Source organism: Salinibacterium sp. NG22 (genome assembly GCF_015864925.1).
Taxonomy (GTDB): domain Bacteria; phylum Actinomycetota; class Actinomycetes; order Actinomycetales; family Microbacteriaceae; genus Rhodoglobus.
This window is the reverse complement of record NZ_JADYWG010000002.1, coordinates 403,993-422,969: the sequence shown is the minus strand read 5'-3', so window position 1 is coordinate 422,969 and position 18,977 is coordinate 403,993. Positions and strand designations below refer to the sequence as shown.

The following is an 18,977-nucleotide window of genomic DNA, read 5'->3' as shown; positions in this document are numbered from 1 at the left end:
CACTGACCCTGTGGTGACCGTCAGCTACCTCTTGCTGTTGCGCTTCATCATCCGTTTGAAGGTGCGCTTGAACTTCACTTCGTTGGCCTTGTCGAGTTCGCTCTGCTCTTCGGGAGTTGCCTGCGGTGTGCGACTGGCCTGACGCTGTGCCTTGTGCTCGGCTTTGACGGCCTTGTTCGCTTTCGCGTCATCGGCGGCCTTCGTCGCTGCCACGGCCCGCGGCGCCTCGGCGTCACGCTTCTCGCCGCTGATGTCGAGGTCAGCGTCATCGGCGGAGACGGCAATCCACGCCGAACCGATGAGAATGATTTGGCAGATCAAGTTGAACCAGATCAGCAAACCGATAATCACGGCGAAGGATGCCAACAGCGGGTTGCGAGTGGCACCTTCCAGCAGGAACCCACCACCAAACTTCAGCGCACCAAGCGCTACGGCCGCAATGATCGTTCCCTGAGCGAGCACACGGAAGGGGATCTTGATGCCGGAAACTATGCGATAGAACACGGCGAGAGTGGCGGTGTCGAGAATCAGCACAATCACAAGGGCGACGCCGCGAGTGGCAATGATCGCGACATCGGAGTCTTCATCGATCGACACGAGGCCGAGAACCCAGTTCAGGGCGGCAGAGCTCACGACAGACATCGCAGCCGACAGCAGAACGGCAAGGCCGAAGCCAATCGCCAGCCCGACATCCTTCAGCTTCAAAATAAGAAAGTTCGTCTCTGAACTCTCGAGGCCAAACATGGAACGAACGGCACTGCGGCCGGAGGCGATCCAGCCCAGAGCGGTAAACGCCAAACCAAAGGCAGCAATCACACCGGTGATGCCCAGGATGCTGGTGTCGGCGAGGGTTTCCCGGCTAATGGCGCCGTTGCCGCTCCCGTCACCGATGAGGCCAGGGATGTTCGTGGAAATGAAGTTGTAGACCGCATCGAGCAACACGGGATCGCCCTGCACGATGAATCCCGCCACCGCGAAGCCAACCCAGATCGCGGCGAAGACAGCAAAGATCGCCTGATAGGAGAGGCCGAAAGCAAGAAGCGGCCCTAGCTTGTCGGTGTAGTGCATGAACACACGCACGGGGCGTAGCTGGAGTACCCACTCAATGGCCGGTTTCAGTCGTTGCGCAAGCTTCATCCATTAAGAATAGCTAGGCTGTCTGTGCGTAACTCAGAGGAGAGGTCAGATCACATGGAACTTCAGGGTGTTGGAGTCGGACGATCGGTTGCTGTCGGAAAAGTCGTGCGAATGCCCGACCCCCTTCCGGAACCGAAAGATGCTCGCCATTCCGGCGATGCTGCAGCAGAGAAAGAAGCGGCAGCATCCGCACTCACTTTTGTGGCTGCTGACCTGCGCGCCCGCGCAGAGAAAGCGGATGCCGAAGCCAACGAGGTTCTCACCGCTACAGCCCTCATGGCTGAAGACCCCTCGATTCTTGACAGCGTCAACGAACTGATCGACGGTGGCAAAGCTGCTGAGCGCGCCGTGTTCGAGGCCTTTGCTTCGTTCCGCGAGATGTTGATCTCGCTCGGCGGAATGATGGCCGAACGAGCTACCGACCTCAGTGACGTGAGCCAGCGTGTAGTCGCTCGCTTGCGTGGCGTTGAAGCCCCGGGCGTTCCGCAGCGCGATGAGCCGTTCGTGCTCGTTGCCGATGACCTCGCTCCGGCTGACACAGCGCTGCTTGAGCTCGACAAGGTTCTCGCTCTCGTCACCCGCCAGGGTGGTCCGACGAGCCACACCGCGATCCTTGCTCGCTCTAAGGCGATTCCCGCCATCATGGGCGTCGCAGAAGCACTCGACCTTGCCGATGACACTCTGGTGATCGTGGATGCCGGTGCTGGCATGATCACGACAGAACCAACCGCTGAGCAAGTCTCCGCAGCAGAAGCCCGCATCGCCGAGCTCGCTGCCGCAGCAAACGCTCCCATCACTGATGGAGCTCTCGCTGACGGAACTCTCGTTCCTTTGCTCGCCAACCTCGGCACTCCGTCTGAGGCCGCGCAGGCTGTCGAACTCGGCGCTGAAGGTGTCGGCCTCTTCCGCACCGAGCTCATGTTCCTCGATGCCACTTCGGCCCCCACGGTTGAAGAGCAAACCAAGGAATACACCGAGATGTTGCAGCATTTCCCGGGCAAGAAGGTTGTCGTTCGCGCGCTCGATGCTGGTGCCGACAAGCCCCTGAGCTTTATGGACATGGGCGAAGAAGTAAATCCCGCCCTCGGCCAGCGCGGGCTTCGTTCGCTTCGTGTCAACGAGAACATCCTTCGTGACCAGCTGACCGCACTCGTCAATGCGCAGAACGCCACCGACGCCGACCTCTGGGTGATGGCGCCGATGGTGTCGGATGCCGAAGAGACCGACTACTTCGTCTCCCTTGGTCGCGAGCTTGGTCTTAACACCGTCGGTGTCATGGCCGAGGTTCCCTCGCTCGCCGTGCTCGCCGACCAGGTCGCAGAACGCAGCGACTTCGTCTCGATCGGCTCCAACGACCTCACGCAGTACACGCTGGCTGCGGACCGGATGCTCGGCACCCTCGCTAAGTTCCAAGACCCGTGGCACCCGGCCGTGCTCCGCATGGTGAAAATGCTCGGAGACGCGGGAGCCGCAGCGGGCAAGCCTGTCGGAGTCTGTGGTGAGGCGGCCGCAGATCCGCAACTCGCCATCGTCCTTGTCGGTCTGGGAGTAACAAGCCTCTCGATGACGCCCGCGGCGCTCGCCGATGTGCGCGCCGAGCTCCTGACGGTCACGCTCGAACAGGCCAAGGCTCGCGCCGCGGCCGCCATCAACGCGACCACCGGACCGACCGCTCGTGAAGCTGCGGCGAACGCTGCCTAGCTCGCTCGAATCGCTTTCTCGTAGCGCCACGATTCCTCCGGGAATCGTGGCGCTACGTCGTTAACCGGCAGTCGCAGGGCTCGGTGTGCGGTGTGCACAAACTTTTTCGACCATGTACCGGTGTGGCCGTAACTGCGGTGAGGGTGCACCCTGTGGCCTTCGGCAGCTCCACGAGCATGAAAGTGGTCCAGCTAAAACGTCTATCTCGCATGAACTGGGAGCGTGCACGTTTAGAGCTGAACTCTTCTCAAAAACCTCGTCGCGAATAATCGGGGTACAAAACTCTCCCACGGTTAGCGCTGCCAGCGCGAGTGATTTGCCAGCCTGACCAGCAAAAGTGGTTCGCGCGGTTGCGGGGGAGCTCCCAATCGGGACGAATTCTCCATTGACTGTCGTGCGCCCGAGAGAGTGCTTCCATCCAGTGCAGGTGGTCTACTAGCGGCGGTGTTGGTGAACTCGTCAGCGCTACTCTGAAACTGGCTATAACGCTTGATCATTCGGGACAGAATGAGCTGTTCCCCCCTAAGGGGGGCACAAATTTCTGAGAACTTTCGATAGTCTGCGTCATAGAGAACGGGTTCATCAGTCTCTTTGGGTAAGAAGGTTTTGTTTCTAAAATCTTCGCCCACAAGGGACAAAGAGAGGCCCGGGAAATGGATCAGGGGGATGAGCGGAATCGTGGCACCGAAGCTAACCACTTCGGACGAGCAGCTACTGGCACAGGCGCGTACGGGGGTACAAAACGCCTTTGCCGAGCTCTGGAGTCGCCACTACCGCTCGGGAATATGTGTCGCCCGTCAGTACACGTCGATAGACGCGGACGATCTCGTGTCTGAGTCGTTCGCGCGTATTTACCAGCGTGTGCTGGCGGGGGGCGGCCCACAGGGCGCTTTCCGCCCCTACCTCTACACGACCATCCGCAACCTCGCGTCGACGTGGGGTGCAGCCTCCCGCGAAGTGCAAGTGGATGAGATCGCCGACTTTGAAGACCCCAAGACTCTCGACGACCCCATTGCGGTCGCACTCGACCACTCGCTCACGGCCAAAGCCTTCCGTGAACTTCCGGAACGCTGGCAGTCAGTGCTCTGGTACACCGAAGTTGAAGGCATGGACCCTCATGAGGTGGCGCCACTACTCGGGATGAGCCCTAACGGCGTCGCTGCGCTGTCGTACCGCGCGCGTGAAGGCCTGCGCAAAGCCTGGTTGCAGGCTCATATCAACGATGCAACGGCATCCGGCGAATGCCAGTGGGCGATGTCAAAGTTTGGCGAGCATGCTCGCAAAAGCCTCAGCGGCAGAGACACTACGCGTATCGAAGCGCACCTTGCCTCGTGCACTCGTTGCGCGATCGTGTGCGAAGAGGTCGATGAGGTTGGTTCACGCCTAGCACTCGTGATGATCCCGATGCTGCTGGGCGGCGTTGCCGGTGGCGGTTTCCTCAGCGCCTTCGGGCAGGGCGGTGCAGCGTCCCTCACCGCAGCTGCAGCACCGGCTATGCCAGCAGCCGTCGTTGCCAGCACTCATCTTGCGGGTGCCGGCAGTGCGGTCGCTGTGGGTGGTGCTAGCGCGGGTGCGCTTCCTGTCGCGGTCGCTGGCACGCTTGCTGCGGCGGTGGCTTTGACGGGTTCGCTCGTTGTGCTCGGCCCGACGGCGCCAGACTCGACAAGTGCAGAAGGCGCGACGACGAGTGACACCTCCCCTGGCCAGAACAACGCCGACGTCACAAACTCGGGAGTGAGTGACAATCTCGGTGGCTCCCGCACTGATCCCAGCGACATCACGATTCCTACAGTCCCGTCTATTGACGCTGCCACCGACACCGACGGCATCGCCAGCGGCACTGGTGGTCTCGTCGGTTCTGTTGGTGACGCTGTCGGAGGACTCGTCGACTCGGTCGTCGGCACCGTTACGGGAGGAGCAGCCCCCGAAGGCCACACGGCCCCTGGCGGCGTTGTGGGGGCGGACGTCAACCTCAACCTCGTCGGTACTGCCACTCCCGGCGCGCATCTGTCGTTGCAGGCGGCTGGGCTCGTTTACGCGACAACTACCGTGTCAAGCGACGGTACCTTTGCGCTCAACGTCACGGGTATCCCCGGCGGGCTGTCATCTCTTGACTTGGTTCAGACCGTTGACCGCGGGTATTTGGGTGGCCTCGTTGGCACTGGCGGTCTGCTCGGGGGCCTCCTCGGCACGGTCGATGGCCTCATCAACGATCTCATCAAGCCGCTTCAGCTGTCGTCGGGAAACAACCAAGGCATCAACGTTCGCCTCCTGAGCTAAACCCCAGTTCGGGGGTGTTTGCCGAATCTTCTCGTCATAATGTGAGCGAAGACCAGTCTCTTTCATTAGGCAACCCGAATGCCTACAGTGGGCGTTCGCCGTGGGTGACGGACGCACACAAACAAATCGCCCCTGTCGCTACCTCGGTAGTGCCAGGGGCGATCTTGTGTTAAGCGAAAGGGTGGTTACGGCTTGCCCTTGATGATGGCCTGCTTCACTTCAGCGATTGCCTGAGTGACTTGGATGCCACGGGGGCACGCGTCGGTGCAGTTGAAGGTGGTGCGGCAACGCCACACGCCCTCTTTGTCGTTGAGGATGTCGAGGCGAACGCCAGCACCCTCATCGCGCGAGTCAAAGATGAAGCGGTGCGCGTTCACGATGGCGGCAGGACCGAAGTACTGTCCGTCAGTCCAGAACACGGGGCAGCTCGACGTGCACGCAGCGCACAGGATGCACTTGGTGGTGTCGTCGAAGCGGGCGCGCTCCACAGGGCTTTGCTTGCGCTCTTTGCCGCCCTTGACGGGGCCAGCCATGAGGAACGGGTTGACCTCTTTGAAGGAGTCGAAGAACGGCTCCATATCGACGATCAAGTCCTTCTCCAAGGGGAGCCCCTTGATAGCCTCCACGTAGATCGGCTTCGAAATGTCGAGGTCCTTGATCAGGGTCTTGCAGGCCAGGCGGTTGCGGCCGTTGATGCGCATCGCATCCGAACCACAAACACCGTGCGCGCAGGAGCGACGGAAGGTCAGCGACCCATCCATCTCCCACTTGATCTTGTGAAGAGCATCGAGAATACGGTCGGTCTCGTACAGCTCAACGTCGAAGTCTTCCCAGCGCGGTTCTTCATCCACCTCGGGGTCGAAACGACGAATCATGAGCGTCGCAGTGAAGGTCGGAACGACCTCTGCTGCGGCAGGCTTGTTATCAGCGACGGCAGTGCTCATTAGTACTTTCTTTCCATTGGCGGGTAGTTAGTGATCACTACCGGCTTCCAGTCGAGACGGATGTGGTCACCCGCCTCTTCTGATTCTGGGTCGCCCGTGAGGTACGCCATGGTGTGCACGAGGAAGTTCTCGTCGTCACGGTTGGGGTAGTCCTCACGCATGTGGCCGCCACGGCTTTCCTTGCGAGACCGAGCCGAGAACACGAGTACTTCAGCGAGGTCGAGCAGGAAGCCAAGCTCTACGGCTTCGAGCAGGTCGGTGTTGAACCGCTTGCCCTTGTCGTCGAGGCGAATGTTCTTGTAGCGAGCGCGCAACGTTTGGATGAGCTTGGTTACCTCTTCGAGGCTTTCATCGGTGCGGAAGATCTGCGCGTTGCGGTCCATCGAGACCTGCAGTTCCTTGCGGATGACGGCAATACGCTCGGTGCCATCGCCGGCACGAACCATGTCGAGGATGTTCTTGACGCCCCCGGCAGGGTTCTCGGGCAACGGCACGAACTCAGCAGTCTTGACGTACTCGACGGCTGCCTTTCCGGCACGCTTTCCGAAGACGTTGATGTCGAGCAGCGAGTTGGTTCCCAAACGGTTAGAACCGTGAACGGAAACGCACGCACACTCGCCAGCGGCGTAGAGCCCCTTGACGACATCCGTGTTGTTGCGCAGCACTTCGGCCTGAACGTTGGTGGGAATACCACCCATCGCGTAGTGCGCGGTCGGCAGCACGGGAACGGGCTCGGTGTACGGCTCGACGCCCAGGTAGGTGCGAGCGAACTCGGTGATGTCAGGCAGCTTCTCGTCAATGACGGCCGGCTCGAGGTGAGTGATGTCGAGGAACAGGTAGTCCTTGTCGGGACCAGCTCCACGGCCTTCACGAATCTCAGTGGCCATCGAGCGCGCAACGATGTCACGCGGCGCGAGGTCCTTGAGCGTCGGCGTGTAGCGCTCCATGAAGCGCTCGCCCTCGGAGTTGCGCAGAATCGCGCCCTCTCCACGGGCAGCTTCGGAGAGGAGGATGCCGAGGCCAGCCAACCCGGTGGGGTGGAACTGGAAGAACTCCATGTCCTCCAACGGAAGGCCCTTGCGCCAGATGATTCCGACGCCATCACCGGTGAGGGTGTGAGCGTTGGATGTCGTCTTGAAGATTTTGCCGAATCCACCGGTAGCGAAGATGATCGCCTTCGACTGGAACACGTGGAGCTCGCCGGTAGCGAGCTCGTAGGCAACAACGCCCGACGGTTCGTCAACGCCATCGACCTCGGTCATGACCAAGTCGAGAACATAGAACTCGTTGAAGAAGTTGATGCCGAGCTTGACGCAGTTTTGGTACAACGTCTGAAGGATCATGTGACCGGTGCGGTCAGCGGCGTAGCAGGCGCGGCGAACCGGAGCCTTGCCGTGCTCGCGAGTGTGGCCACCAAAGCGACGCTGGTCGATCTTGCCGTCTTCGGTGCGGTTGAACGGAAGACCCATGTTCTCGAGGTCTACAACGGCGTCGATGGCCTCTTTGGCGAGAATCTCTGCCGCGTCTTGGTCGACAAGGTAGTCGCCACCCTTGACGGTGTCGTAGGTGTGCCATTCCCAGTTGTCTTCTTCGACGTTGGCGAGGGCCGCAGCCATGCCACCCTGCGCTGCACCAGTGTGCGAACGCGTGGGGTAGAGCTTGGAGATTACAGCGGTCTTGGCGTGCGGGCCGGCTTCGATAGCGGCTCGCATGCCAGCGCCACCGGCGCCCACAATGACGATGTCGAACTGGTGGTAATGGATTCCGTCAATAACGGTTCCGTCGGCGATGTCGCCGGTGTTAATCGTTGCCAATTAAGATGCCTCACAGAAGCTGGGGAGCAGAGCTGGGTCAGCTCCGGCTGGGCAGGGGTCAAAGGTAGTGATCACGAGCGTTCCCAGAATGATCAGGATGACCGTGGATGCGGCAATTCCGATCAAGAGAACCTTGCGCACCTTGGGGTTGGTTGCATAGTCGTTCACGAGCGTGCGCATTCCGTTGCCGCCGTGGATGAGCGCGAGCCACAGCATGAGGCCGTCCCACACAATCCAGAACGGGTCAGCGAGCTTTCCGCCGACGAACGCGAAGTCGATGGCTTTGACACCCTCGCCGGCAACAAGGTTGACGAAGAGGTGGCCGAAGATCAGAACGATCAGCACGACGCCAGAAGCGCGCATGTAGATCCATCCCCATTTTTCCCAGTTGATTCCACCGGTGCGGTGGCCACGGGTAGGGGTGCGGGGGGCTTCGATGAGACTCATGCTCAACCTCCGAAGATGTGCATTAGCTGGCGGGGGATGAACGCGGCAAGCAGAACCACCCAGAGACCAATGACAACCCAGAACATGGTGCGCTGGTGCTTGGCACCGAACGCCCAAAAGTCGATCAGGATGATGCGCAGTCCATTGAAGGCGTGGAATGCGATCGCCGCGACGAGGGCAATCTCGCCAAGTCCCATGAGGGGCGTCTTGTAGGTGTCGATCACCGCGTTGTAGGCCTCAGGACTCACACGCACGAGGGCGGTGTCGAGAATGTGCACGAGGAGGAAGAAGTAGATAGCAACACCGGTAATACGGTGCAACACCCACGACCACATGCCCTCTTTACCCCGGTACAGGGTGCCAGCAGGTCTCTTGGGTGAGCGAATCTTGGGCGGCGACTGCGGCTCCGCCACTAGGTTACTCGCCGACTTCTCTGGCACGAGGACCCTCCTTGCGGTGTGGGGTCGCGTCCACCGCGACCGATGAGTGTCCGCACAGGCGGACTCTCTCATTCTATTCCCGCGTGAAGGCCCTCGCTTCCCAGTCGACCCTAAATAGCGAGATATCCGGAATGTTTTCGAGAATATTGTGAAAGTTAACGAGCCGTGTTGCCAGCGAAGCGCTGAATCTAGGGCGCAATCGCCGTTGACGCCAAAGATTCTGAGAACTGAGCCCCGGAATTTTCGCGCTGATCCATCGCCGCTCGGTACCATTCGATTTTCAGTGTGATCCCGTCGAGGTGCTTCTGTTGTTCGGCCAGGTCACGAATGACATTTTCGCGGTGCTGCTCGAGCAAGCGCATCCGCTCCGCTGCGGTGTCTTTGCCGCTGCGCACCAGATCGGCATACTCCCGAATGGTGCGGATGGGCATCCCGGTGCGGCGAAGATGGCCGATGAACTCGACGGCCTTGACATCCATTTCGCGGTAACGCCGCTGACCGTTCGCGAGGCGGGGAACCACAAGAAGTCCTGCTTTCTCGTAGTAGCGAAGCGTGTGATCGGTGACGCCGGTCGCCTCGGCAACCTCGCCGATGGTGAGTACTCGTTCGTTCGTTGTTGTCATCGTGCCACCCATGTTTGTTCCTAGAGCGCACTCTAAGTCAAGTCACTGTGGGCACAGTGTGCAGCTACCTACCGAGGAACCGGTGCGGATGCAGCAGCAATCGTCGCTTCGTAGTGCTGAACAAGTTCGCCGCAGACGCCGCTCCACGACTTTCCGAGAACAGTGCGCCGCCCGGCCTCACCCATGCGAGCTCGAAGCGCCGGATCAATGGCGAGCGCCTCTATATAGGCACGCAATTGATCTTCGTTGTCGGCCTCAAAGAGGAAGCCGTCAATTCCGTGGTCAATCAAATCAATGGGGCCGCCAGCGCGGGGCGCCACTACGGGCAAACCTGCCGAATGTGCTTCCTGCAAAGTTTGGCCAAAGGTCTCTTCAGTTCCCGTGTGCGCAAAAATGTCGAAGGCGGCATAGGCCGTGGCCAAATCCTCGCCACCCAACTTGCCCAGCCACGTCACGGGGATGCCGGCGAGCTCCTTCTTAACCAGAGGTACCGATGAACCGTCTCCGACGATCGCAACGCGCACCCCGGTGAGGCCCCGAAGCGCTCGCAGCCGCTCCACCTGTTTCTCGGGAGCGATGCGTCCCACATACCCAACGACGATTTCGCCATTGGGGGAGAGGCGCTTGCGCAGCTTCGCCGTCGCCGGCGAGAGCTTCTTGGCGGGGTGATACATCGCGAGGTCGACGCCGCGACCCCAGCGTTCAAGCTTCGTGAGGCCGATGGCCCGCAGATCCGTCATTGCGGTGCTCGACGGGGCAAGCGTGAGCTCAGCACCATCGTGGATCCAACGCACGATGCGCCAGGCCAGCTTGGTTGCCTGACCGAGGTGGTGACGGCGAGCGTAGCCCGCGACATCCGTCTGAAAAATCGCTACTGCGGGGATACCGAGGCGATTCGCCGACGAAATAGCTTGAGCGCCGAGAAGAAAGGGAGCAGCGGCGTGAACCACATCGGGGCGAAAGTCGGCGATCAACTTGTGAACTTGCGGGTTGGGCAGGCCAACAGGAAACTGCCGATAAGCCAGTGCGGGCACCGCGTGCACTGTGAATCCCGCGTAGGTCTTGGGGGCGCCAGCCGATGGACAAATCACAATCGCCTCGTGACCTTCGGCGCTCAAATAGTCGAGCACCTTCAGCACGCTGTTGGTGACGCCGTTGACAGTGGGGAGGAAGCTTTCGCTCACAATGGCGACTCGCACAATCAGCACCTCAATCGGTTGTCGTGACCCTGACAGTAGAAGGTGCAGACAACCGGCGAGTTAACGGGTGCTGAAGTCTAAGGTGGAGGCATGAGCCAACATCAGGCCCCGTTCGACAACTTCTATAGCGTGATCCCCGCCGGCGGTATCGGGTCACGGCTATGGCCGCTGTCGCGGGCCGACGCCCCCAAGTTCTTGCACGACCTCACCGGATCAGGCCAGACCTTGCTGCGGGACACCTGGGATCGCCTTGCGCCGATCTCTGGCACCGACCGCATTATGGTCGTGACCGGGCGCGCGCACCGTGCCGCCGTAGAAAAGCAGCTGCCCGAACTCAGCGACCCCAACGTTGTGCTCGAGAGCGAGCCAAAAGACTCCTCTGCAGCGATCGGGCTTGCGGCCGCGATCCTGCTCAAACGCGACCCCAACGTCATCATTGGATCGTTTGCTGCTGACCATGTGATTCGCGACATCCGCGGATTCAGGCGCAGCGTGCGCGAGTCGATCGCCGTGGCCAATGCTGGCTACATCGCTGCCATTGGAATCACGCCCACCGAGCCCGCTATTGGGTTTGGCTACATTCACTGCGGCGATCCGCTTGAGATCGACGACGCTCCCAGCGCTGTCATGGCGAAGTCGTTCGTTGAAAAGCCTGATTTCGAGACAGCCCAGGCCTACGTGGCCAGCGGCGACTACCTCTGGAACGGCGGCATGTTTATTTCGCGTGCCGACGTGCTTCTCGAACAACTGGGCAAAGCCGAACCCGAACTATTGGCTGGCCTCACCGAGCTCGCTGAAGTGTGGGACACCCCAGAACGCGGCGCCGTCGTCGACGCCGTCTGGCCGCACCTCGCCAAGATCGCCATTGACTACACGGTGGCCGAACCTGCTGCCGAAGAAGGGCGCCTCGTCGTGATCCCCGGAGACTTCGATTGGGATGACGTCGGCGACTTCGCCTCGATCGCCAAGTTGCACTCGGGTGGGCGCAAATCAGACCTCGCGATCCTCGGCGAAAATGCTCGCGTTCTAGCCGATAAGTCCACGGGTGTGGTGATTAGTCAGACTGACCGGCTTATTTCCCTAATTGGGGTAAACGACATTGTCGTGGTCGATACCCCCGATGCTTTGCTGGTTACTACAACTGCGAACGCTCAGAGAGTAAAATCTGTAGTGGATGCTCTAAAAGTCTCCGGACGTAATGATGTGTTGTGACAACCGTATTTCGCGTTTGTAACCATTCGGCTTCGGCGCTCATATTCGCACAATGCATTCCTTGATTCTTCGGTAGCGTAGGTTCACTATGTTTCGACAATTTCTGTCGGACAGCATCTTGGAGGACACCTTGAGAATCAGCACTCACGGCCGCGCACTCAGCGGCATGGCGCTCGTTGCCACCAGCGCACTCGTACTCGCCGGTTGCGCATCAGCACCCGAAGAGACCGACGCCGGATCGGGCGAAGCGCTTGACTACCTTCCCTGCATGGTTTCTGACTCGGGCGGATTCGACGACAAGTCGTTCAACCAGCTCGGTTACGAAGGTATCGAAAAGGCAGCCAACGAACTCGGTGTTGAATTCAACGCTGTCGAATCGACCAGCGATGCAGACTACGCACCCAACATCGAAAGCCTCGTAGCTGAGGGTTGCGACCTGATCGTCACCGTCGGATTCAACCTCTCCGCAGCCACCGTTGAGTTCGCTCTCGCGAACCCCGACATCGACTTCGCAATTGTCGATGACGCGGCAGACAACGACTTCGATGGCACCATCGACGCTCCGAACATCAAGCCGATCCTCTTCGACACCGCTGGTGCTGCATTCCTCGCGGGTTACGCTGCCGCTAGCTACTCCAAGACCGGTGTTATCGGAATGTACGGCGGAATGAACTTCCCCACCGTTTCGATCTTCCTCGACGGAACCGCTCAGGGTGTTGAGTACTACAACTCCGAAAAGGGCACCGACGTCACCGTTCGTGGTTGGGACATCGCAGCACAGGACGGAACCTTCATCGGTACCTTCGCTCCGGGAACCGACTCGCGTGCAGCAGCTCAGAACCTGATCGACCAGGGTGCAGACGTTCTGCTTCCTGCTGGTGGACCCATCTTCCAGAGCGCGGTTGAGGCAATCCGCGACTCCGGCAAGGACATCGCCATGATCGGTGTAGACGCTGACCTGACCGAGACCGAGACCGCAGCTGCGGACTTGTTCCTCACCTCGATCCTCAAGCAGATCGGCGTTGCAGTTGAAGACGTCGTCAACGAGGCTTCGACCGGTTCGCTCGACACCACGCCGTACATCGGAACCCTCGAAAACGGTGGAGTTGGCATCTCGCCGTTCCACGACTTCGAGTCGATGGTTGACGGAGGGCTCGAAGCTGAGCTCGTCACCGTCAAGGACGGCATCATTTCCGGCGACATCGCCGTAACGTCGTACCTGAACTAATTAGATAGAACTGAGGGGGCTGGCCTGAGGGTCAGCCCCCTTCGTTTTGGACTAGTCCTCTGAGGCTATTCTTGTGAAACCCGACGACGGCGATGATGCCCGTCACAGTACTGAGGAGAGATTGTGAAGCTTGAGCTGCGAGGTATTACCAAGCGCTTCGGTGACCTAATCGCGAATGACCATATTGATCTCACGGTCGAAGAGGGCGAGATTCACTGCCTCCTCGGCGAGAATGGCGCGGGTAAGTCAACGTTGATGAATGTGCTCTACGGCCTGTATCAGGCTGAGGAGGGCGAAATTCTCATCGATGACGAGGTGCGCCACTTCGCTGGACCAGGAGACGCGATGCGCTCCGGTATCGGCATGGTCCACCAACACTTCATGCTGATCCCCGTGTTCACCGTCGCAGAAAACGTGGCTCTAGGCCACGAAGAGGTCTACGGTCCCGGGCTCCTCAACCTCGAAGCCGCCCGCACGCTCGTGCGTGACATTTCCGCTCGCTTCGGTTTCGACATCGATCCCGACGCTCTCGTCGAGGATTTGCCGGTTGGTGTGCAGCAGCGTGTGGAGATCGTCAAGGCGCTCTCGCGTGAAGCCAAGATCCTGGTCTTCGATGAGCCGACCGCGGTACTGACGCCTCAAGAGACTGACGAGTTTATGGCCATCATGCGCCAGCTCAAGTCCGAAGGCACCTCCATTGTTTTCATCACGCACAAGCTGCGTGAAGTTCGCGAAGTAGCGGACCGCATCACCGTCATCCGCCTAGGAAAAGTTGTTGGCGAAGCAGACCCGAGTGCGAACAAGGAAGAACTGGCATCGCTCATGGTCGGCCGTGCTGTCGACCTCACGATCGACAAGGCTCCGGCGCAGCTCACCGACAACTCTCTCGTGATCGACAAGCTGTCGATCGCTGATGAACTTGGGCACCGCGCAGTCACAGACCTCAGCGTCACGATTCGGGGTGGCGAGATTCTCGCCATCGCGGGAGTGCAGGGCAACGGTCAAACTGAACTGGCCGAAGCGCTGCTCGGCATGCAAGAGCGAGCATCGGGTTCAATTACGTTGAACGGCACCGAATTGCTCGGCCTCAATGCGCGCCAAATCCTCGATGCTGGCGTTGGTTATGTGCCGGAAGACCGCACTCTCGATGGTCTCGTTGGCGCCTTCTCGGTTGCTGAAAACTTGATGCTCGACCGCAGTGACGGAGAACCGTTCGTCAAGTACGCCACGTTGCAAACGGACGTGCTCACCGAGTTCGCGACCGAGAAGCTTGAGGAATACGACATCCGCGCTCAGAGCATCGGCGAACTCGTCTCGAAGCTCTCGGGCGGTAACCAGCAGAAGGTTGTGTTGGCTCGAGAACTCAGCCGCGAGCTGTCGTTGTTGGTCGTCTCGCAGCCGACTCGTGGACTCGACGTTGGTTCTATCGAGTTTGTTCACGAGCAGATTGTTCGAGTGCGTGATCGCGGAGTTCCCGTGATCGTCGTCTCGACTGAACTCGACGAAGTCGTTTCCCTCGCAGACCGCATCGCGGTCATGTACAAGGGACAAATTGTTGGAATCGTGCCTGCGGATACCCCGCGCGAAAAACTCGGCCTCATGATGGCTGGCGAACGCATTACGGAGGAGGCAGCATGAGCGAGCCAACACCACAGAAACCTGAAGACCAGAAGCCTGAAGACCTGAAAGCCGAAGAAGCGGCCGTGACAGAGACTGCCACGACCTCGGAAACGAACCAGGACACTGTCCGCTGGACGAACGCGTTCCGCGAAATCGCGTCGGGTAACGCGCTGCTTTCGCTGCTCGCCGTCGTCTTGGCGATCCTGATTGGTGGAGTGCTCATCGCATTCACCGATTCCGATGTGCAAGATGCAGCCGGCTACTTCTTCGCTCGTCCCGGTGACCTCTTCGCGGCCATCGGCTCCGCTGTCGGCGGTGCTTACCTCGCACTGTTCCAAGGATCGATCTACGACTTCCGTCGCGATGACTTCCTTTCGGCCATCAAGCCGCTAACGCAGACCTTGGTCTTCGCAACGCCGCTGATTGCCGCCGGGCTCGGTGTCGCGATCGCCTTCCGTGTTGGTCTGTTCAACATCGGTGGCCGCGGCCAGATCATTGTCGGTGCAGCATTCGCCGGCTACGCGAGCTTCGCGTGGGATCTGCCCATCGTCATCCACGTCACCGTTGCTGTGATCATGGGAATCATCGGTGGTGCCCTCTGGGGTGCGATTGCTGGTCTCTTGAAAGCGCGCACCGGTGCTCACGAGGTGATCGTCACGATCATGCTCAACTACGTTGCCTACTACCTGATCAGCTTCTTGCTGCGCACTGATCTGCTCAAGAACCCAGGTTCCAACAACCCGAAGACCCCGCCAGCAGCAGAAAGCGCCGTTCTGCAGCCCATCTTTGGTGACGGCTTCAAACTGCACTGGGGCTTCGTCCTCGTGGTTGCGGCTACCGTTGTGGCTTGGTGGCTCATTGACCGCTCAAGCCTCGGTTTCAAGTTCCGCGCTGTGGGCCTCAACCCTCACGCGGCTCGCGTCGCCGGTGTCAAGGTTGAGCGCATCTACATCTACGTCATGCTCATCGCGGGTGGCTACGCTGGTCTCGCTGCGAGCACCGAGGTGCTCGGAACGACCACGAGCGGATTCACTTCCGGGGTCGATGCGGGAATCGGCTTCGACGCCATCACCGTTGCTCTCCTCGGGCGTTCCACCCCGTGGGGAACCTTCGCTGCCGGCCTCCTCTTTGGTGCTTTCAAAGCGGGCGGGTTCACCATGCAGGCTTCGCAGGGCATCCCGATTGACATCGTTCTCGTTGTTCAGTCCCTCATCGTTCTGTTTATCGCAGCTCCGCCGCTCGTGAGGGCTGTGTTCCGACTGCCGCAACCCGGCGCTCGCGCAAAGAAGGTGGTCAGCTAATGACTTTCACCAAAACTTCTGAAGGCAAAAGCCACGCAGGATCGAAGATCGATCGTCGTAGCTGGAAGCTCCCGATCGCATTCGCGATTGTCTCGCTGATCTCTGGCGTGCTCTTCGTTGGCTTCGCTGAGGACGCCCCCACCGGGTTCAACCTCTCCACGGGGTCCGACCTGTTCCAACTGCCGGTTATTCACTTGCCTGCGCTTGCGACCGGCGTTGTCGTGACGATCCTGACCGCGCTCATCGCGGTCGGCTCGGCATTCATGATCTCGCAGGATCGCGCAGTGCCTAAGTGGATTCCGATCGTGGGTGCGATTCTCGCTCTCACCGGCTTCCTCACCTGGGCTGCTGCCGATGAGACGCTTCGCGTTCCTGAACTGCTTGCCGGTTCTCTCGTGCTTGCCGTTCCGCTCATATTCGGTGCTCTCGGTGGCGTAATCTCCGAGCGCGTCGGTGTCGTCAACATCGCGATCGAAGCCCAACTGCTAGCCGGTGCGTTTGTTTCCGCCGTCGTCGGAACCCTCACGGGCTCCGCCTTCGCGGGACTCTTCGCGGCAGCTGTCGCCGGAATGCTCGTGTCGTTCTTGCTCTCGGTCTTCGCGATCAAGTACCTCGTCAATCAGATCATCGTCGGTGTTGTCATCAACGTTCTGGTTTCTGGTCTCACCGGATTCCTGTACTCGACTTGGCTTACGGACAACCCCGAGCAGTTGAACAACCCGGAAGGGTTCTCGACGCTGGCGATCCCGCTGCTGAGCGGCATCCCGATCATCGGCCCGGTGCTGTTCCAGCAGACGCTGATCGTCTACTTGCTGTACGTCATCGTGGCCGCCGTTGCGTTCGCGCTGTACCGCACTCGCTGGGGACTGCGTCTGCGCGCCGTCGGTGAGCACCCCAAGGCCGCCGATACCGTCGGCATCAACGTGACTCTTACCCGTTTCTGGAACGTCGCCCTTGCCGGCGCGATCGCCGGTCTCGGTGGAGCATTCATCACGCTGAGCCAGACAGGCCAGTTCGGCAAGGACGTCACTGCGGGCGCCGGCTTTATCGCTCTCGCCGCCGTGATCTTTGGTCGCTGGGACCCGATCAAGGCAACGCTCGCGGCGCTGCTCTTCGGCTTCGCCAGCAACCTGCAGAACGCTCTGAGCGTGGTGGGTTCGCCGGTTCCGAGCGAGTTCATGCTCATGCTGCCGTACGTCGTGACAATCATTGCCGTCGCCGGTCTGGTCGGAAAGTCTCGGCCGCCAGCAGCATCCGGAACACCATACATAAAGGGGTAACGCTATGACGATCGAGCCGCAATCTATTGACTGGGATGCGCTGAGGCTCGTCGCCACAGACGCCCTGACCCACGCCTACGTTCCCTATTCGAAATTCCCGGTCGGCGTCGCCGCAATTGTCGACGACGGCCGGGTGATTTCGGGGGCGAACGTCGAGAACGCGTCCTACGGCCTCACCCTGTGTGGAGAGTGTTCTCTGATCTCTGCCCTGCACATGACAGGCGGCGGAAAGCTCGTTGCCTTCACGTGTGTCGATGGCAAAGGCAACGCCCTCATGCCGTGCGGGCGCTGCCGCCAACTGTTGTTCGAGCACTCCGCCGAAGGCATGTTGCTCGACACCGTTTCTGGCATCAAAACGATTGACGAAGTGATCCCCGACGCGTTCGGGCCACGCACTCTTGAGGAGTACCGCAGTGAATAACAGCGCAGAAGCCAAGCAGGTCGAACGTTTCGACGCCGTGGACCTCATCCACACCAAGCGTGACAAGGGTGTGCTCAGCACCGACCAGATCAACTGGCTCGTGGATGCCTACACTCGCGGTTATGTCGGCGACGAGCAGATGGCTGCCATGACAATGGCCATCTTCATCAACGGCATGGAGCGCGAAGAAATCCGCGACCTCACCCTGGCTATGATCGCCAGCGGCGAGACGCTGAGCTTTGAAGGACTGGGCAAGCCCACGACCGACAAGCACTCGACCGGTGGCGTTGGTGACAAGATCACCTTGCCGCTCGCCCCGCTCGTCGCCTCCTTCGGCGTCGCCGTGCCGCAGCTTTCGGGCCGCGGTCTTGGCCACACGGGTGGCACGCTCGACAAGCTCGAGAGCATCCCCGGCTGGCGTGCTGACCTCAGCAACGAAGAGTTCTACGCCCAGCTGCGCGGCGTTGGCGGAGTGATCTGTGCTGCCGGCTCAGGGCTCGCTCCGGCCGACAAGAAGTTGTATGCCCTTCGCGACATCACCGGAACTGTCGAAGCTATTCCACTGATCGCATCCTCAATCATGAGCAAGAAGATCGCGGAAGGAACGTCGGCCCTCGTGCTCGATGTTAAGTTTGGCTCTGGCGCCTTCATGAAGGATGCCGACCGCAGTCGCGAGCTCGCCGAAACCATGGTTCGCCTAGGTAAGGATGCGGGAGTCAAGACTGTCGCGTTGCTCACCAACATGAATGTTCCCCTCGGTCTCACGATCGGAAACGCTAATGAGGTACGCGAATCGGTTGAGGTTCTCGCCGGTGGCGGCCCCGCTGATGTGCGCGCGCTGACGGTAGCGCTCGCCCGCGAAATGTTGGCTCAGGTTGGTCACGAAGATGCGGATGTGGAAGCCGCTCTCGATAACGGCCAAGCGATGGATGCCTGGCGCGGCATGATCTCCGCTCAGGGCGGCGACCCCGACGCTGCCTTGCCGCAGCCGAAAGAAAGCCACGTTGTTGTCGCCGAGCGCGATGGCGTTCTCGTCGAACAAGAAGCTCTCCCATTTGGCGTTGCTGCATGGCGTCTGGGCGCCGGTCGCGCTCGCAAGCAGGACCCGGTGCAGCACGCCGCTGGCATCGATTTGCATGCCAAGCCGGGCGACACTGTGCGCAAGGGCGAGCCGTTGTTCACGATGCACGCCGACGAGCCTGCTCGTTTTGAGCGCGCACTCGAGTCGCTCGAGGGCGCGTACCGCATCGGTGATGCCGGGGACACCATCCACGATGGCGGTCCGCTGATTGCTGGGCGCATCGACTAGCGCACCGCCCCGCATGCTGGC

General features: G+C 60.3%; 16 protein-coding genes. 9 read left to right on the top strand and 7 right to left on the bottom strand.

Going from position 1 to position 18,977, the window contains the following annotated elements:
* Nucleotides 1-24: 24 nt before the first annotated feature.
* On the bottom strand, nt 25-1,137 hold the full coding sequence (locus tag I6E81_RS11540) for a YihY/virulence factor BrkB family protein (RefSeq protein ID WP_197107805.1): 1,113 nt from the start codon (nt 1,135-1,137) through the stop codon (nt 25-27).
* 54 nt (nt 1,138-1,191) lie between these two features.
* On the opposite strand from I6E81_RS11540, the gene ptsP reads away from it, so the two are divergent.
* Both ptsP and I6E81_RS11530 read left to right on the top strand, forming a co-directional pair.
* A complete protein-coding gene (gene ptsP, locus I6E81_RS11535) occupies nt 1,192-2,838 on the top strand; it encodes a phosphoenolpyruvate--protein phosphotransferase (protein WP_197107803.1) in 1,647 nt (548 codons plus the stop codon).
* 666 nt (nt 2,839-3,504) lie between these two features.
* Nucleotides 3,505-5,118 (top strand): sigma-70 family RNA polymerase sigma factor, encoded by a 1,614-nt coding sequence (locus tag I6E81_RS11530; protein WP_197107801.1) that lies wholly within the window; start codon nt 3,505-3,507, stop codon nt 5,116-5,118.
* Nucleotides 5,119-5,303: 185 nt separating this feature from the next.
* On the opposite strand, the gene I6E81_RS11525 is transcribed toward I6E81_RS11530, so the two are convergent.
* The 6 genes from I6E81_RS11525 to I6E81_RS11500 all read right to left on the bottom strand — a co-directional run bounded on the left by I6E81_RS11525 (nt 5,304) and on the right by I6E81_RS11500 (nt 10,585).
* Nucleotides 5,304-6,062, bottom strand: a complete 759-nt coding sequence (locus I6E81_RS11525) for a succinate dehydrogenase iron-sulfur subunit (protein WP_197107799.1) — start codon at nt 6,060-6,062, stop codon at nt 5,304-5,306.
* Entirely contained in the window at nt 6,062-7,876 is a 1,815-nt protein-coding gene (gene sdhA, locus I6E81_RS11520; RefSeq protein ID WP_197107797.1) for a succinate dehydrogenase flavoprotein subunit, read from the bottom strand. The genes I6E81_RS11525 and sdhA overlap by 1 nt, the downstream gene beginning before the upstream one ends.
* Nucleotides 7,877-8,323, bottom strand: a complete 447-nt coding sequence (locus I6E81_RS11515; protein ID WP_197107795.1) for a succinate dehydrogenase hydrophobic membrane anchor subunit — start codon at nt 8,321-8,323, stop codon at nt 7,877-7,879.
* A 2-nt stretch (nt 8,324-8,325) separates the two neighbouring features.
* A complete protein-coding gene (gene sdhC, locus I6E81_RS11510) occupies nt 8,326-8,763 on the bottom strand; it encodes a succinate dehydrogenase, cytochrome b556 subunit (protein WP_197107793.1) in 438 nt (145 codons plus the stop codon).
* A gap of 188 nt (nt 8,764-8,951) precedes the next feature.
* Nucleotides 8,952-9,386: a MerR family transcriptional regulator gene (locus I6E81_RS11505; RefSeq protein WP_197107791.1), complete on the bottom strand. Its 435-nt coding sequence runs from the start codon at nt 9,384-9,386 to the stop codon at nt 8,952-8,954.
* Nucleotides 9,387-9,454: 68 nt separating this feature from the next.
* Nucleotides 9,455-10,585, bottom strand: coding sequence for a glycosyltransferase family 1 protein (locus I6E81_RS11500; protein ID WP_197107789.1), 1,131 nt, complete (start codon nt 10,583-10,585; stop codon nt 9,455-9,457).
* Between the two features lie 90 nt (nt 10,586-10,675).
* Between I6E81_RS11500 and I6E81_RS11495 the strand changes: the two genes are divergently transcribed.
* From I6E81_RS11495 to I6E81_RS11465, 7 genes are all read left to right on the top strand, one after another.
* Nucleotides 10,676-11,797 (top strand): mannose-1-phosphate guanylyltransferase, encoded by a 1,122-nt coding sequence (locus I6E81_RS11495; RefSeq protein WP_197107787.1) that lies wholly within the window; start codon nt 10,676-10,678, stop codon nt 11,795-11,797.
* Between the two features lie 88 nt (nt 11,798-11,885).
* The gene (locus I6E81_RS11490) at nt 11,886-13,025 is read left to right on the top strand and encodes a BMP family protein (protein WP_197107785.1); all 1,140 of its coding nucleotides are present in this window, start codon (nt 11,886-11,888) and stop codon (nt 13,023-13,025) included.
* 123 nt (nt 13,026-13,148) lie between these two features.
* Nucleotides 13,149-14,663 carry an ABC transporter ATP-binding protein gene (locus tag I6E81_RS11485; RefSeq protein ID WP_197107783.1) on the top strand — a complete coding sequence of 505 codons (1,515 nt, stop codon included), beginning with the start codon at nt 13,149-13,151 and terminating at the stop codon, nt 14,661-14,663.
* Entirely contained in the window at nt 14,660-15,946 is a 1,287-nt protein-coding gene (locus I6E81_RS11480; RefSeq protein ID WP_197107781.1) for an ABC transporter permease, read from the top strand. Before I6E81_RS11485 ends, I6E81_RS11480 begins: the two co-directional genes overlap by 4 nt.
* Nucleotides 15,946-17,226: an ABC transporter permease gene (locus I6E81_RS11475; protein ID WP_197107779.1), complete on the top strand. Its 1,281-nt coding sequence runs from the start codon at nt 15,946-15,948 to the stop codon at nt 17,224-17,226. Before I6E81_RS11480 ends, I6E81_RS11475 begins: the two co-directional genes overlap by 1 nt.
* 4 nt (nt 17,227-17,230) lie before the next feature.
* Nucleotides 17,231-17,647, top strand: coding sequence for a cytidine deaminase (locus I6E81_RS11470; protein ID WP_197107777.1), 417 nt, complete (start codon nt 17,231-17,233; stop codon nt 17,645-17,647).
* Nucleotides 17,640-18,956, top strand: coding sequence for a thymidine phosphorylase (locus tag I6E81_RS11465; RefSeq protein ID WP_197107775.1), 1,317 nt, complete (start codon nt 17,640-17,642; stop codon nt 18,954-18,956). The genes I6E81_RS11470 and I6E81_RS11465 overlap by 8 nt, the downstream gene beginning before the upstream one ends.
* The last annotated feature ends 21 nt before the right edge of the window (nt 18,957-18,977 follow it).

Coding starts and splice junctions, on each gene's coding strand:
- I6E81_RS11540 (WP_197107805.1), bottom strand. CDS start 1,137: ATGAAGCTTGCGCAACGACTGAAACCGGCCATTGAGTGGGTACTCCAG.
- ptsP (WP_197107803.1), top strand. CDS start 1,192: ATGGAACTTCAGGGTGTTGGAGTCGGACGATCGGTTGCTGTCGGAAAA.
- I6E81_RS11530 (WP_197107801.1), top strand. CDS start 3,505: ATGAGCGGAATCGTGGCACCGAAGCTAACCACTTCGGACGAGCAGCTA.
- I6E81_RS11525 (WP_197107799.1), bottom strand. CDS start 6,062: ATGAGCACTGCCGTCGCTGATAACAAGCCTGCCGCAGCAGAGGTCGTT.
- I6E81_RS11515 (WP_197107795.1), bottom strand. CDS start 8,323: ATGAGTCTCATCGAAGCCCCCCGCACCCCTACCCGTGGCCACCGCACC.
- I6E81_RS11505 (WP_197107791.1), bottom strand. CDS start 9,386: ATGACAACAACGAACGAACGAGTACTCACCATCGGCGAGGTTGCCGAG.
- I6E81_RS11495 (WP_197107787.1), top strand. CDS start 10,676: ATGAGCCAACATCAGGCCCCGTTCGACAACTTCTATAGCGTGATCCCC.
- I6E81_RS11490 (WP_197107785.1), top strand. CDS start 11,886: ATGTTTCGACAATTTCTGTCGGACAGCATCTTGGAGGACACCTTGAGA.
- I6E81_RS11480 (WP_197107781.1), top strand. CDS start 14,660: ATGAGCGAGCCAACACCACAGAAACCTGAAGACCAGAAGCCTGAAGAC.
- I6E81_RS11475 (WP_197107779.1), top strand. CDS start 15,946: ATGACTTTCACCAAAACTTCTGAAGGCAAAAGCCACGCAGGATCGAAG.
- I6E81_RS11470 (WP_197107777.1), top strand. CDS start 17,231: ATGACGATCGAGCCGCAATCTATTGACTGGGATGCGCTGAGGCTCGTC.